The organism is Microbacterium sp. IEGM 1404 (genome assembly GCF_030056775.1).
Classification (GTDB): domain Bacteria; phylum Actinomycetota; class Actinomycetes; order Actinomycetales; family Microbacteriaceae; genus Microbacterium.
In genome coordinates, this window is record NZ_JASHKP010000001.1 from 647,208 (window position 1) to 660,614 (window position 13,407).

Consider the following 13,407-nt stretch of genomic DNA (forward strand, 5'->3'; position numbering starts at 1 on the left):
CCGTGGCGGCCTCCCCGGAGAAGAGCCGGCCCAGCGCCTTCTGGCCTCTCGCCGCGATCGTGGTGCCGCTCACGGGTCTCTTCGCCCGTATCGAGATGCGCGGCGTGGAGAACCTCCCGCGGGAGGGCGCCTACGTGCTGGCGCCCAACCACAACTCCGAGTTCGATCCGCTCATCGTCGCCGTCTCGGTGTGGCGCGCCGGTCGCGCACCGCGGTTCATGGCCAAGGAGAGCCTGTTCAAGGTCCCCGTCCTCGGCGCGTCGCTGCGGGCGACCGGAATGGTCCCCGTTCCCCGGACGTCCACGAGCGCGAACCAGTCGATCACGGCGGCGCAGGACATCGCCCGCGACGGCCGCGGCGTCATCGTCTACCCCGAGGGCACGCTGACCCGCGACCCGGAGCTGTGGCCGATGCGCGGCAAGACCGGGGCCGTGCGTCTGGCGCTCGGTGGCGACCTCCCGCTCATCCCCATGGCGCAGTGGGGCGTGCAGCAGATCCTTCCGCGCTACGGCAAGCTCCGCTTCCCCCGACGCGCCCACGTGATCGTGGAGTTCGGTCCGGCGCTCGACGTCGCCGAGTACCGCGCGACCGCGACGCAGCCGGCGACGCTCACGCGCGCGACCGATGCGCTCATGGCCCGCATCTCCGAGATGCTCTCGGGCCTCCGGGGTCTGCCGGCACCGGCCGAGCGCTGGAACCCGTCGCAGCACGGGCAGAACGAGACGGGCCGCCTTGAGTCGTAAGAGCGAAGCTCCCGCGCCCAAGGTCGCCGTCGTCGGTGCCGGTAGCTGGGGCACGACGTTCGGCAAGATCCTGGCCGACGGCGGCGCATCGGTGGTCATGTGGGCACGGAGGCCCGAACTGGCCGCCGAGATCACAGAGTCCAAGCGCAACAGCCGCTATCTCTCGGGCATCAACCTGCCGCGCACGATGACGGCGACGACCGACCTCGCCGAGGCCCTCCACGGCGCGGAGCAGATCTATCTGTCTGTGCCCAGCCAGTCGCTGCGCGAGAACCTCGCCGCGATCCGCCCCCTCGTCGAGCGCACCGACGTCCCCCTGGTGTCGCTTATGAAGGGCGTCGAGAAGTCGACGGGGCTGCGGATGAGTCAGGTCATCGCGCAGGTGCTCGAATGCGATCCGGCGCGTATCGCCGTGGCATCCGGTCCCAACCTCGCCCTCGAGATCGCGCGCGAGCAGCCGACCGCGGCCGTCATCAGCTCGCTGAGCCCCGAGACCGCCGAAGCCGTCGCCCGGCGCGCGCGCAACCGCTACTTCCGCTCCTTCGTGAACACCGACGTCATCGGCACCGAGTTCGGCGGTGTGCTGAAAAACCTCATCGCCGTGGCCATCGGCATCGTCGACGGCGTCGGATACGGCGAGAACACCAAGGCGTCGATCATCACGCGCGGGCTGGTGGAGATGACGGACTTCGCCGTCGCGCAGGGGGCGCAGCCCGAGACCCTCCAGGGTCTCGCGGGCCTGGGCGATCTCATCGCCACGTGCCAGTCGCCGCTGAGCCGCAACAACACGGCGGGACGCCTGCTGGGTCAGGGCTACGGCTACCAGGACGTCGTGAAGCAGATGCAGCAGACGGCGGAGGGGCTGGCATCCGTGGCCCCGGTCCTGCAGCTCGCCCGCGAGGTCGGTGTCGACATGCCGATCGTGCGGCAGGTGAAGATGGTGCTGGACGGCACCATGGACCCGCGCGACATCGCGCCCCATCTCACGACCGACGACGACCAGCCGCAGGGCGAGAGGACGCAGAATGACCAGACCGGCGGTGGCGGTGCTCTTCGGCGGGCGCTCCAGCGAGCATTCGATCAGTTCCGCCACGGCGGGAGGGGTGCTGCGGGCGATCGATCGTGACCGCTTCCGCGTGATCCCCGTCGGGATCACCCGCGACGGCGCCTTCGTGCTCGAGGACGACGACCCCGACAAGTTCGCGCTGCGCCCCGAGGCGCTGCCCGAGGTGCGCGACAACGGTACCCGCGTGCGACTGCCGGAATCCGTGCTCTCGCGGGAGTGGACGGTCACGGATGCCGACGGCGAACGTTCCCTCGGCGACATCGACGTGGTGCTCCCGATCCTGCACGGTCGGTTCGGCGAGGACGGCACGATCCAGGGGCTCCTCGAGCTCCTCGGCATCCCGTACGCCGGCGGGGGAGTCCTCATGTCGGCGATCGGCATGAACAAGAACGTCACCAAGCGCGTACTGCGCTCCGCGGGCGTGCCCGTCGTGCCGTGGGTCGCGGTCACCCGGGCCGATCTCGCGCGCAACCGCGACCTGTGGGAGCGCCGCATCCGCTCGCTTGACCTGCCGGTGTTCGTCAAGCCCAACGAGGCCGGTTCCAGCGTCGGCGTCACGAAGGTTTCGCGCTGGGAAGACCTGGATGCCGCCTTCGACACGGCCTTCGCCGAGGACCGCCTCGTGCTGGTCGAGCAGGCCGTCGTCGGGCGCGAGCTGGAGTGCGGTGTGCTGCCCGGTCGCGACGGCGGACCGGTGCGCGTCAGCGTCGCCGGCGAGATCGTGGTCACGGGGCGCGAGTTCTACGACTTCGAGGCGAAGTACCTGAACGCGCCCGGCGTCGACCTCGTGTGCCCGGCCGACCTCCGGGACGGCGAGCTCGCCGAGATGCAGCGGATCGCCGCCCAGGCCTTCGAGGCCCTCGGCGGCGAGGGGCTCGCGCGCGTCGACTTCTTCTACACCGGCACCGAGTTTTACGTGAACGAGGTCAACACCATGCCCGGGTTCACGCCGATCTCGATGTTCCCCACCTGCTGGATCGCCTCGGGCCTGTCGTACCCCGAGCTCATCAGCGACCTGCTCGACGCGGCTCTGACGCGCGACTGACTCGACCGGCGCCCGCGCTCAGGACGAGGGGGTCGGCGCGGGGGTCGCGTCCGCCGGGGAGGTGCAGACCTGACCGGTCGCGGGCAGGTAGTCGCGGATGAGCGGCGCCAGCGCCCGCGCGATGTCGGCGCTGCTGGCGGTGCCGGCATTCAGGAAGACCTGGATGGCCGGCTGGTGCCCGAACGTCGTCAGCGTGTACTTCTGATCGGTCGCTTGCGACTCGTCCACGAGCCAGTCCACCCCGTCGAACGTGCGACACGGCAGGGTCGAGGGACCCGGGGCCTCGAGGCCGCACGTGATGAGGATGCTGGCCGGATTCCCGTACGCGCCGGTCGCCTGCGCGTCCGTCCAGCGGCGGTCCTGGCCCGAGATCGACTTCGGCAGACGCGAGGTGATCTGCGCGCAGGCCGGGTCGTTGGCCGCCTTGGCCGGCTCCATCGAGACCGTCGTGGTGCACGCGGCGAGTCCCGGCAGCAGGGCGAGGACGGCGAGGAGCGCGAGGGGACGACGGGAGCGGGGCACCCCTCCAGGCTAATAGCGTGGGAGGGTGACCGACGCCGAGACCACCGTGGGGGAGCTGTCCGAGGGGCAGGTGCTCCGCGGCATCCTGAACCGCCTGCCCGCCTCGACCGCGCCCGTGGGCCCCGGTGACGATGCGGCGGTTCTGGCCGTTCCCGACGGCCGTGTCGTCGCCACGACCGACACGCTCGTGCACGGTCCGGACTTCCGGTTGGCCTGGTCGTCGGCGGTCGACCTCGGGTACAAGTCGGCCGCGGTGAACCTCGCCGACGTCGCCGCGATGGGCGCCCGGCCCATCGCGCTGCTCGTGGCGCTCGCGATGCCGGACAGCACCCCGCTGTCGTTCGTCCGCGGGCTGGCGGACGGTCTCGCGCAGGCGTGCGCCGAGCTCGCGCCGGGCTGTGCGGTGGAGGGCGGCGACCTCACCGTCTCGGACACGCTGACGATCGCCGTCACCGCACTGGGGAGTCTCGACGGCCGCGAACCGGTGCGCCGATCCGGAGCGCGGGCGGGGGATGCCGTGCACGTCATCGGCGATCTGGGCCTGGCCGGCCGGGGCCTCGACGTGCTCTTCACCCGCTTCGTCGATGCGGCCGGTGCGCCGATCCCGGTGACTCCCGAGGCGCGGGCCTCACTCGGCGCCGAGGACGCGGAAGGTCTGGACCGGCAGCTGCGCCCGCGTCCGCCGATCCCCGACGCGCTGCGCGCCGCGGACGCGGGAGCCACCGCCATGATGGACGTCTCCGACGGACTGGCCCTGGATGCCGAGCGCCTGGCCGACGCGTCCGGGGTGACGATCGCGTTCGACGCGGGTGCGCTGGGGAGCGACCTCGCGCGGGCGCTCGGCGGGGGAGAAGACCACGGCTTCCTCGTGACCTACCCCGCGGGGACCGTCGGCCCGGGGCGGCGTGTCGGTACGGTCGTCGCCCGTGGCGAGGTCGCCGTGACGGTCGACGGCCACCCGTGGACCGGCCGCACCGGATGGGACCCCTACCGCGATTGGGACGCCGGCCGCGGCTGACCGGTGCGGCACCGGCGACTCACGCGCGCGGGAGCGGCGACTCACGCCCGCGGAAGCGCGGGGCGCCCCCACCACAGCGTCGTGTCGCCGTAGGTGCGGTGGCGATCGGCCTCGAGGCCGGCGGGCACCCAGTCCGGGGCCGGGGAACGCTTCGCCCGTTCGACGATGACCACGGCATCGACGCTCAGTCGCGGGGCGACCCCGGCGAGGACCCGGGCGATCTCGTCGTCCGAGACGTCGTACGGGGGGTCGAGGAAGACGAGGTCCCACTCGGCGGAGGAGGTCTCCAGGTAGGTCGCGGCGTTCGCGCGGTGCACCCGGGCCGTGCCGCTCACGCCGGCGCCGCGCAGCCGTTCCGCGTTCTTACGGATGAGCGCCGCCGCGGGAGCGGACAGTTCGACGAGATCGGCGGAGAGGGCACCGCGGCTGAGGCTCTCGAGCCCCAGCGCGCCCGAGCCCGCGTAGAGGTCGAGCACGCGCGCACCGTCGACGAGGTCCGCGGAATCGAGGGCGCCGAAGAGCGACTCGCGGACACGGTCGCTCGTGGGCCGCGTGCCCTTGGGCGGGACGTCGAGGACCGTGCCGCCCGCGCGGCCGGAGATGATGCGGGTCACCCTCTCAGCCTACAAACCGCGTGTCCGGGGCCGTGCCTAGACTCGGTGCATGCCCGGTCTCTCGCTGTCGTCCCGACTCGACGGCGCCGTGGGCGGCAAGACCGCCGCGGCGTTCGAGCGCGCGTTCGGCATGAAGACCGTCGGGGAACTCCTCGAGCACTATCCGCGACGCTACGCGCGGCGCGGAGAGCTCACCCCCATCGCGTCGCTGCCGCTCGGCGAGCCGGTCACGATCGTGGCCGAAGTCGTCAGCGCGACCGAACGGCGGATGCAGAACCGCCGGGGATCGCTGCTGGAGGTCATCATCAGCGACGGCGACGGCCGCCTGTCGCTCACGTTCTTCAACCAGTCGTGGCGTCTGAAGGATCTGACGCCGGGTCGGCGCGGCATCTTCTCGGGGAAGGTGGGGGAGTACCGCCGCCAGACGCAGTTGACCCACCCCGACTACTCGCTCTTCGACGACCTCGAGGAGGCCCGCGCCGAGGCCGAGGTAAACGCCAAGCGCCCCATCCCGATCTATCCCGCCACCAGCACGGTGCCGAGCCCGCTCGTGCAGAAGACGATCGCCCTCGTGCTCGACGGCCTCGGTGCCGTGGACGATCCGCTGCCCGACGATCTGCGCGAGCGCCGCGGCCTCGTCGGCGCCCGGACCGCGCTCGAACACATCCATCGGCCGTACCACGACGACGAGATCCCGCCGGCGGTCGAGACCCTGCGCATGCAGGAGGCGTTCGTCCTGCAGACCGCGCTGCTGCAGCAGCGTCAGTTCGTCCGTGCCCTGTCGGCGACGAAGCGTCCCGCGGCCCCGGGTGGGCTGCTCGAACGCTTCGACGCGTCCCTGCCCTTCGCGCTCACGCCCGATCAGGAGACGGTCGGGGCCCGGATCGCCGACGACCTCGTGGGCGACTGGCCGATGAACCGGCTGGTCCAGGGCGAGGTCGGTTCGGGAAAGACCCTCGTGGCCCTCCGGGCGATGCTGCAGGTGGCCGAATCCGGCGGCCAATCGGCGCTCATCGCCCCGACCGAGGTGCTCGCCGCCCAGCACGTCCGCTCGATCGCGAAGATGCTCGGCCCGCACCTCGCGCCCGAGCTGATGCCGACACTGCTCACGGGTCAGCTCCCGGCGGCCGAGCGTCGTCGCGCCGCCCTGCGGGTGGCATCCGGTCAGGCCCGGATCGTGGTCGGCACCCATGCCCTCCTCAGTTCCACGACGACGTTCGCCGACCTCGGCTTCGTGGTGGTCGACGAGCAGCATCGCTTCGGGGTCGACCAGCGCGAAGCGCTCCGAGCCAAGGGTGATTCCCCGCACACGCTCGTGCTGACGGCGACCCCCATTCCTCGCACGGTCGCGATGACGGTGTTCGGCGACCTGGATGTCTCCACGATTCGCACGATGCCGGCCGGGCGTGCCGGCATTCAGACCTTCGTCGCGCCCCTCGCCGAGAAGCCGGGCTGGTTCGCGCGGGTGTGGGACCGCGTCGCCGAAGAGGTGGCGAAGACGCACCAGGTGTTCGTCGTGTGCGCCGCGATCGACGCCGAGAAGCTCACCTCCGACGAGGTCGGCGACGAACCGGCCGAGGGGCCTGCCGACGCGCGTACCCGCTGGGGCGTCGTCCAGGTTCGAGCGCTGCTCGACACGCTCCCGGCGTTCGCCGACATCCGGGTCGAGATCCTGCACGGCAAGATGCACGCCGACGAGAAGGATGCCGTGATGCAGGCGTTCGCGCGCGGCGACATCGACGTCCTGGTCGCGACCACCGTCATCGAGGTCGGGGTCGACGTGCCGAACGCGTCGACGATGGTCATCCTCGAAGCGGATCGCTTCGGCGTCTCGCAGCTGCACCAGTTGCGTGGACGCGTCGGTCGTGGTGGTCTGCCAGGACTGTGCCTGCTCGCGACGGAGGCGGCGCCGGGCACGTCGTCGCGGTCGCGCGTCGAAGCGGTCGCCCGCACCCTGGACGGCTTCGAACTCGCCGAGGTCGATCTCGAGCTGCGCGGAGAGGGCGACGTGCTCGGCGGCGCGCAGTCGGGCGTGCGCTCGTCGCTGCGTCTCCTGCGCGTCGTCACCGACGCCGAGCTGATCGTGGAAGCGCGTGCGGTCGCCGAGACGGTGCTCGCCGACGACCCGGCCCTGGTCCGGCACCCGGGGCTCGCGGCGGCTCTCGAGCGACGTGTCGGCGTCGAGGAACGCGCGGCCCTGGCCAAGTCGTGATCGGTAGGCTGGCGGCATGAGTCCGCGGATCGCCGTCGTACCCGGTTCCTTCGACCCCCCGACGCGGGGGCACCTCGACGTGATCCGCCGCGCGGCGGGCCTGTTCGATCAGCTGCACGTGCTCGTCGTCCACAACCCGGGCAAAGAGGCGATGCTGCCCATCGCTCAACGGCAGGCCCTGCTCGAGCAGTCCATCCAGGAGGAAGGCATCGAGGGCGATGTCATCGTCGCCGCGTGGAGCATGGGGCTCCTCGTCGACTACGCCACCGATGTGGGCGCGCAGGTGCTGGTCAAGGGCATCCGGTCGCAGGTCGACGTCGCGTACGAGACCCCGATGGCGATCGTGAACCGCGACCTCGCCCACGTCGAGACCGTGTTCCTGCTGCCCGATCCCTCCCACGCGCTCGTGTCGAGCTCGCTGGTGCGTCAGGTGGCCGCACTCGGTGGAGACGTTTCGCCGTACGTCCCCGCGTCGGTCGCCCGCTTCCTCGACACCGGCGCGCGCGGCCTCTGACGCCCACGGGCGCGGGGTGAGGCGCCCGCGATGCCGTGCGGCCCGCGCCCAGGGGCGCCCGGGTAGCATGGACGACCGTGAGAACCCACCGCCCCGGACCCTTCCAGCTCCCCGTGCGCGACATCGTGCGCCACCCGGGCGAGATGCGCGAGCACGAGCTCGAGATCCCCGCCCCCGAGAAGTGGGGAGAGGGTCTCGTCGGCGTCCCCGCGGCCGAGCCGCTGGAGATCGACGTGCGTCTGGAGTCCGTCCACGAGGGCATCCTGGTCTCCGGAACCGTCTACGCCACGGCCTCCGGCGTCTGCGGACGCTGCCTCACCGACATCACCGAGCCTGTCGAAGTCGAGTTCCAGGAACTTTTCGCGTATCCTGGGGATGAAGCGAACGACTTCGAAGTTCAAGACGACCACGTGGATCTTGAAAATCTGGTCCGGGATGCCATCGTCCTGTCGCTTCCGTTCCAGCCGGTGTGTCAGCCGGATTGCCTCGGGCTCGACCCGGTCACGGGTGAGAAGCTGACGGAGAGCGCCGGCGACACGGAGCAGACGCCCGTCGATTCCCGGTGGGCGGCGCTCCAGCAGTACACCCCAGACGACGGCGATGCGCTCAGCGCCGCCCCCAAGACAGAGAAGAGCTAGTCATGGCAGGTAACCCCCCGAAGCGGAAGGTCTCCCGCTCCAACACCCGCTCGCGTCGCGCGCAGTGGAAGGCCGAAGCCCCCACGCTGGTCAAGACCATCGAGAACGGCAAGGTCGTCTACAGCCGCCCCCACCAGGCGAAGGTCGTCACCGACTCGCAGGGCACCGAGCTCTTCCTCGAGTACAAGGGCCGCAAGGTCGCCGACGTCTGATCAACGTCCGGTGACGCGTACATCTGCGCTCATCGAGAAGCTCGGGGTCGACATCGACCCCGAGCTTCTTTCTCTTGCGCTGACCCATCGCTCGTTCGCGTACGAGAACGGCGCCATCCCTCACAACGAGCGCCTCGAGTTCCTCGGCGACTCGGTGCTCGGGCAGGCCGTGACGGTCCGCCTGTACACGCGGCATCCGGATCTCGACGAGGGCAGCCTCGCCAAGCGCCGGGCGAGCGTCGTGTCGACCGTCGCACTGGCGGAGGTGGCGCGCGCCATCGGCCTCGGCGATCATGTGCGGCTCGGCCGGGGCGAGATCCTCACGGGCGGCCGTGACAAGGATTCGATCCTGGCCGACACGATGGAGGCGGTCATCGGCGCGACGTACCTCTCCGCCGGCCCGGATGCGGCGACCGAGCTCGTGCTGCGTCTGGTCGAGCCGCTGCTCGCCGACCCGGATCGGTACGGCGCCGCGATGGATCCGAAGACGAGCCTGCAGGAGATCGCCGCGCGCCAGTCGCTGTCCGCCCCGGTCTACTCCGTGGAGGCGGCCGGTCCCGACCACGATCGGCGCTTCACCGCCACGGTGACGGTCGGCGACGTCGCCACCCAGGGCCATGGGTCGAGCAAGAAGCAGGCCGAGATGGCCGCGGCCCTCGCGGCGTGGCGCGAGCTCGACGCCCGTGCCTGAGCTGCCCGAGGTCGAGGTCGTCCGCGCCGGCCTCGAGCCCGCGGTGACGGGGGCGCTCGTCGCCTCGGTCGACGTGCGGGACGCCCGCGCCCTCACCCGTCACTCCGGTTCGCCCGACCACTTCGAGGCCGAGCTCACCGGTCGCCGTATCGTGGGTGCCGTCCGCCGGGGCAAGTTCCTGTGGATGCCGGTCGGCGACGACGAGGCGATCGTGACGCACCTCGGCATGAGCGGCCAGATGCTGCTCCGTGTGCCCGGCGCGCCCGAGGAGCGGCACGAACGCATCCGCATCGAGCTCGAGCACCCCGCGCACGGGGCGCTGTCGGTGGTCTTCGCCGACCAGCGCACGTTCGGGTCGCTCGCCCTCGATGAGCTGGTCGACACGCCGGATGCCGCAGCCGGCGGCCGCGGCTCGGCACTGCCGCGCGTCCCCACGCAGGTCGCCCACATCGCCCGCGACCCGCTCGATCCGGCGTTCTCCGAGGCGCGGTTCCGCGCGCGTCTCGGGCGCACGTCGTCGGGGATCAAGCGCGTGCTCCTCGATCAGACCGTGGCGAGCGGCATCGGCAACATCTACGCCGACGAATCGCTGTGGGCCGCGCGCATCCATCCCGAGACGCCCGGCTCCGATCTTCCGACCCGCTCGGTGAACCGCCTGCTGGCCGAAGTACGTGCGGTGCTCGAAAAGGCTCTCGCCGAGGGCGGCACGAGCTTCGACGCGCAGTACGTCAACGTCAACGGTCAAGCGGGGTATTTCGCCCATTCGCTCAACGCGTACGGTCGCACCGGTCAGCCGTGCCCGCGCTGCGGTCGCCCGATCGTGCGGGTGAGCTTCATGAACCGCTCGAGCCACTTCTGCCCGCGGTGCCAGCGCGTGCGCTGAGCACTGCTTGACCTCAAGTGCCTGAGGTGTGCTGAGCTAGCGACATGTCGATGCTCACCATTCAGCAGGCCGCACGTCGGTCCGGGCTCAGCGTGCCCACGCTCCGGTATTACGAGGACGTCGGGCTCATCGGCCCGATCGCGCGCGATGCGAGCAGCGGTCACCGGCGGTATCGCGAGCGCGACCTCGACGACCTCCAGGTGCTCGCGTGTCTTCGAGCGATGGGCGTCGGGATCGAGGACATGCGCGCGTACCAGGCGAATCGCGCGCGGGGGAACGCCGCCGCGGCCGAGCAGCGCGACATCCTCCTGCGCCATGCCGAGCGAGTGGAGATCGAGAGGGCGACTCTGCGCGTGCACCTCGATTATCTGCGTCGCAAGGCGGACCTGTGGGACGCCCGCGACCGCGGCGATGCCACCGCGGAAGCGGAGGCCCAGGCGCGCGTCCACGAGATCTACCCCGAGATCGAGATGCTGATCCGGGCTTGACCTCCAGCGCTGGAGGGCTGTTCGACTCGGCTCATGAACACCTCTTCTGACACCGTCCTGGTGACCGGCGCTTCCGGATACCTCGGAACCCGCGTCGTCGCCGACCTTCTCCAGCGGGGCACGCGCGTGCGCGCCGTCGTCCGCTCCCTCGACGCGGAGCCGGCGCTCCGCGCGGCCGTCCGCCGCGCCGGGGCAGACGACACGGGCCTCGAACTCTCCCTCGCCACCCTGACCGAGGATGCCGGATGGGATGCCGCGGTCGCCGGGGTCGCGGGCATCTACCACCTGGCATCCCCGATGACCCTCGCCACGGAGGACGCGAACCTCCTGGCTCCCGCGCGCGACGGCGCGCTGCGAGTGGTCCGCGCCGCTCGGGATGCCGGAATCCGACGGGTCGTGCTGACCTCATCGTTCGCGGCCGTCGGGTACTCGCCGAAGCCGTTGAACGCCGAGGGCGAGCGGGAGTACGACGAGGACGACTGGACCGACCCGGACGCGGCCGGCTTGCCGGACTACCCGCGATCGAAGACCCTCGCCGAGCGTGCCGCGTGGGACTTCGTCGAACGAGAGGGGAAGGGGCTCGAGCTCGTCGTGCTCAACCCGACGTGGATCGCCGGACCGACTCTGACCGCAGACCCGCGTTCGTCGCTGCAGGCGTTCCTCGCGATGCTCGACGGGCACATGCCGCTCGCGCCGCGGCAGCGGTTCGGTATCGCGGACGTCCGGGACGTCTCGGCGGCGCACCTGGCCGCGATGGGCACGCCGGACGCGGCTGGCAAGCGGTACCTCCTGCTCGCTGACGGGCCGACGATCTCGTGGTTGGGCGTGGCATCCCTGCTCCGGGAGCACCTGGGAGATCTGGCCGCGGCCGCGCCGACGGAGGAGGTGCCGGGCGACGAGCTGCCGCCGCTCGTGATTCACAACGAACGCGCGAAGGCGGAACTCGGCTTCACCCCGCGCCCGGCGGAGACCACCATCTTCGAGACACTGGACGACATGCGCGAGCGCGGAATGCTCCGCCGGGGCTGACCCGCGTCGCGCCCGCTGCCGGGCCGCGAGACTGCATCCGCCTGACGAACCCACTGCACGCTGCGGGGAAGACGTCAGGCGGATGCCGTCTCGGCGCTCCTGGGCCCGCGGCCGGGTCAGCCGAGCACCTTCTGCCACGCGCCCTCGTAGGCGATCGGGGCGAACCCGATCGTCTCGTTGATCGAGAGCATGGGGCGGTTCTCTTCCGCGTTGTACGTCATCACGCGGGGCGACTCCGGGACGGCCTCGCGCCAGGCGAGGAGGCCGGCGCACTTCACCAACATCCCGAGACGGTGTCCCCGGTGGGATGCCACGACCAGGGTGTCCTCCTGGTGGGTCACCGCGGTGCGGTCCTTGCCGACGACGAGCTCGTTGAAGGCGGCGAGTTCCCCCGAATCGACGTGCTGTGCGACGGTGACGAGGAGGTGCCGGTCGGCGTCGGAGTAGGTGCGCTCCCACTCGGCCACCCGGGCGGCATCCCAGATCTCCTCGTCGTAGTCGAGACCGGCGGCGGGCGCGTCCGTGATCATGCGCGACTTCATGTACGCGAAGGCGTCCACGAACTCGGGGGGAGTCGGAAGCGTCCACTGGATCACGCGGTACCCCGAGGCCGCCGCCTCCGCCTCCGTCAGGAGTGCCCGCAGGTGCGGCTCCGCGCCCGCGAGGTCGAGACGGCTCTGCCGCACGATCTGCTCGAGGGTGTATCCCGCGTCGAGGTAGAACTGCGCGGCACGGTCGAGGGGGATCCGACCGAACCCGGTCGGCGCGTCCAGGTGCGGACCGTCCGTGGCCGGGTGCTCGGCCCAGGACTGCAGGATCGTCCGTCCGTGCTCCCGCGCCGTGCGCTCGATGAGGTCGTGCGCGGCGCGCCCGATGCCGCGACCCCACGCGCTGCGTCGCAGCTCGATGAGCCAGAAGCCGGTGCGCGCGCCGTCCTCCTGGGGGAGGTCGAGTCCGACACGGCCCACGACCTCGCCGTCCCACAGCGCGATCCAGACGAGCCGGATCTGCGCAGCGGTCGGACGGTAGACGGGCAGAAGCTCGTCGGCGGGCATGGCGTGGTCGTCGTGGCCCGCGATCTCGCGGTAGACGAGATTGCGCACGCGCGACATCTCGCGGAAGTCGGCGGCGTCAGGGGAGTCGATGGATGCCGGGATGCGGAGGGGGCGCAGCTCGAGGCCGGCCGGGAGGGTGCTCATGTCGGAACTTTCGGTGGAAGGAGAGGGAAGGGGCGGGGCCGGGGGTACCGGCCCCGCCGGATCACAGCGGCGGACGCGAGAGAAGCGCCTGCCGCTGCCAGTGGGTCTCGCGCCGGCCCCGCTCGAGAGCGGCGCGGTGCGCGAGGTCGCCGCGCTCCGTGCGGTGCGCGAGCGGGGCGGCGCGTGCCGCGGCGCGCGTCAGCAGCCACAGGCCGAGGCGGAGGGAGAGACGGTCGAGGAATCCGAGGCGGTGCTGGGCCGTGGTCTCGACGACGGGAAGGGACAACGCGGATGCCGTGTGCTGCGGCGCGCGCGTGAGCGAGGTGTTCATGCGGAGGCTCCGATGAGGAAGGGAGAGCGAAGGGGCCACGGCCGACGGAAGGCGGCAGGTGGCGGGAGGGTCGCGGACGACCCGGGCGCACGGCATCCGAAGATCGGACGGGGGTGCGGCGGGAGCGGAGACGAAGAGTCGTCTCGACGCGGCGCGGCTACGCCTGACGAACAGGCATGCCGACAGCGGTGGTCACTCCGCG

The 13,407-nt window shown here is 71.4% G+C and carries 16 protein-coding genes; 12 read left to right on the forward strand and 4 right to left on the reverse strand.

Translation table 11 applies throughout. The annotated features are described in order from the left end of the window. Positions 1-2 precede the first annotated feature (2 nt). The 3 genes from QM517_RS03295 to QM517_RS03305 are packed head-to-tail and all read left to right on the forward strand — an operon-like array spanning position 3 to position 2,854. A complete protein-coding gene (locus tag QM517_RS03295; protein WP_077051657.1) occupies positions 3-743 on the forward strand; it encodes a lysophospholipid acyltransferase family protein in 741 nt (246 codons plus the stop codon). After that, the gene (locus tag QM517_RS03300; RefSeq protein ID WP_077051656.1) at positions 733-1,869 is read left to right on the forward strand and encodes an NAD(P)H-dependent glycerol-3-phosphate dehydrogenase; all 1,137 of its coding nucleotides are present in this window, start codon (positions 733-735) and stop codon (positions 1,867-1,869) included. The genes QM517_RS03295 and QM517_RS03300 overlap by 11 nt, the downstream gene beginning before the upstream one ends. After that, positions 1,769-2,854 (forward strand): D-alanine--D-alanine ligase family protein, encoded by a 1,086-nt coding sequence (locus QM517_RS03305; RefSeq protein ID WP_283285188.1) that lies wholly within the window; start codon positions 1,769-1,771, stop codon positions 2,852-2,854. The genes QM517_RS03300 and QM517_RS03305 overlap by 101 nt, the downstream gene beginning before the upstream one ends. A gap of 18 nt (positions 2,855-2,872) precedes the next feature. Here the strand turns inward: QM517_RS03305 and QM517_RS03310 are convergent, their stop codons facing one another. After that, a complete protein-coding gene (locus tag QM517_RS03310; RefSeq protein ID WP_278101838.1) occupies positions 2,873-3,376 on the reverse strand; it encodes a DUF3515 family protein in 504 nt (167 codons plus the stop codon). A 25-nt stretch (positions 3,377-3,401) separates the two neighbouring features. Between QM517_RS03310 and thiL the strand changes: the two genes are divergently transcribed. Continuing rightward, complete coding sequence (gene thiL / locus QM517_RS03315) at positions 3,402-4,394, forward strand: thiamine-phosphate kinase (protein WP_283285191.1); 993 nt, start codon at positions 3,402-3,404, stop codon at positions 4,392-4,394. A gap of 41 nt (positions 4,395-4,435) precedes the next feature. Here the strand turns inward: thiL and rsmD are convergent, their stop codons facing one another. Beyond that, a complete protein-coding gene (gene rsmD, locus QM517_RS03320) occupies positions 4,436-5,008 on the reverse strand; it encodes a 16S rRNA (guanine(966)-N(2))-methyltransferase RsmD (RefSeq protein ID WP_283285193.1) in 573 nt (190 codons plus the stop codon). 49 nt (positions 5,009-5,057) lie between these two features. Here rsmD and QM517_RS03325 point away from each other — a divergent pair, with 49 nt between their 5' ends. From QM517_RS03325 to QM517_RS03360, 8 genes are all read left to right on the forward strand, one after another. Next, positions 5,058-7,220 (forward strand): ATP-dependent DNA helicase RecG, encoded by a 2,163-nt coding sequence (locus QM517_RS03325; RefSeq protein ID WP_283285195.1) that lies wholly within the window; start codon positions 5,058-5,060, stop codon positions 7,218-7,220. A gap of 16 nt (positions 7,221-7,236) precedes the next feature. After that, a complete protein-coding gene (gene coaD / locus QM517_RS03330; protein ID WP_077051650.1) occupies positions 7,237-7,734 on the forward strand; it encodes a pantetheine-phosphate adenylyltransferase in 498 nt (165 codons plus the stop codon). 143 nt (positions 7,735-7,877) lie between these two features. Continuing rightward, positions 7,878-8,372 (forward strand): YceD family protein, encoded by a 495-nt coding sequence (locus QM517_RS03335; protein WP_303655396.1) that lies wholly within the window; start codon positions 7,878-7,880, stop codon positions 8,370-8,372. Positions 8,373-8,374: 2 nt separating this feature from the next. After that, entirely contained in the window at positions 8,375-8,584 is a 210-nt protein-coding gene (rpmF, locus tag QM517_RS03340) for a 50S ribosomal protein L32 (RefSeq protein ID WP_019179169.1), read from the forward strand. A 10-nt stretch (positions 8,585-8,594) separates the two neighbouring features. Continuing rightward, positions 8,595-9,275 (forward strand): ribonuclease III, encoded by a 681-nt coding sequence (rnc, locus tag QM517_RS03345; RefSeq protein WP_077051649.1) that lies wholly within the window; start codon positions 8,595-8,597, stop codon positions 9,273-9,275. After that, positions 9,268-10,158 (forward strand): bifunctional DNA-formamidopyrimidine glycosylase/DNA-(apurinic or apyrimidinic site) lyase, encoded by an 891-nt coding sequence (mutM, locus tag QM517_RS03350; RefSeq protein ID WP_283285206.1) that lies wholly within the window; start codon positions 9,268-9,270, stop codon positions 10,156-10,158. Before rnc ends, mutM begins: the two co-directional genes overlap by 8 nt. Before the next feature lie 50 nt (positions 10,159-10,208). After that, the gene (locus QM517_RS03355; RefSeq protein WP_278101833.1) at positions 10,209-10,646 is read left to right on the forward strand and encodes a MerR family transcriptional regulator; all 438 of its coding nucleotides are present in this window, start codon (positions 10,209-10,211) and stop codon (positions 10,644-10,646) included. Positions 10,647-10,679: 33 nt separating this feature from the next. Further along, positions 10,680-11,675 carry an NAD-dependent epimerase/dehydratase family protein gene (locus QM517_RS03360; protein ID WP_283285209.1) on the forward strand — a complete coding sequence of 332 codons (996 nt, stop codon included), beginning with the start codon at positions 10,680-10,682 and terminating at the stop codon, positions 11,673-11,675. 116 nt (positions 11,676-11,791) lie between these two features. On the opposite strand, the gene QM517_RS03365 is transcribed toward QM517_RS03360, so the two are convergent. Together QM517_RS03365 and QM517_RS03370 are read right to left on the reverse strand one after the other, a co-directional pair. After that, complete coding sequence (locus QM517_RS03365; protein WP_283285211.1) at positions 11,792-12,874, reverse strand: GNAT family N-acetyltransferase; 1,083 nt, start codon at positions 12,872-12,874, stop codon at positions 11,792-11,794. Positions 12,875-12,935: 61 nt separating this feature from the next. Further along, positions 12,936-13,205 (reverse strand): hypothetical protein, encoded by a 270-nt coding sequence (locus QM517_RS03370; RefSeq protein ID WP_077051644.1) that lies wholly within the window; start codon positions 13,203-13,205, stop codon positions 12,936-12,938. Between the last annotated feature and the right edge of the window lie 202 nt (positions 13,206-13,407).

Bases quoted from the DNA above. Each gene is read 5' to 3' on its own strand.
- QM517_RS03305 (WP_283285188.1), top strand. From the start codon at position 1,769: ATGACCAGACCGGCGGTGGCGGTGCTCTTCGGCGGGCGCTCCAGCGAG.
- QM517_RS03325 (WP_283285195.1), top strand. From the start codon at position 5,058: ATGCCCGGTCTCTCGCTGTCGTCCCGACTCGACGGCGCCGTGGGCGGC.
- coaD (WP_077051650.1), top strand. From the start codon at position 7,237: ATGAGTCCGCGGATCGCCGTCGTACCCGGTTCCTTCGACCCCCCGACG.
- QM517_RS03335 (WP_303655396.1), top strand. From the start codon at position 7,878: ATGCGCGAGCACGAGCTCGAGATCCCCGCCCCCGAGAAGTGGGGAGAG.
- rpmF (WP_019179169.1), top strand. From the start codon at position 8,375: ATGGCAGGTAACCCCCCGAAGCGGAAGGTCTCCCGCTCCAACACCCGC.
- QM517_RS03355 (WP_278101833.1), top strand. From the start codon at position 10,209: ATGCTCACCATTCAGCAGGCCGCACGTCGGTCCGGGCTCAGCGTGCCC.
- QM517_RS03360 (WP_283285209.1), top strand. From the start codon at position 10,680: ATGAACACCTCTTCTGACACCGTCCTGGTGACCGGCGCTTCCGGATAC.
- QM517_RS03365 (WP_283285211.1), bottom strand. From the start codon at position 12,874: ATGAGCACCCTCCCGGCCGGCCTCGAGCTGCGCCCCCTCCGCATCCCG.
- QM517_RS03370 (WP_077051644.1), bottom strand. From the start codon at position 13,205: ATGAACACCTCGCTCACGCGCGCGCCGCAGCACACGGCATCCGCGTTG.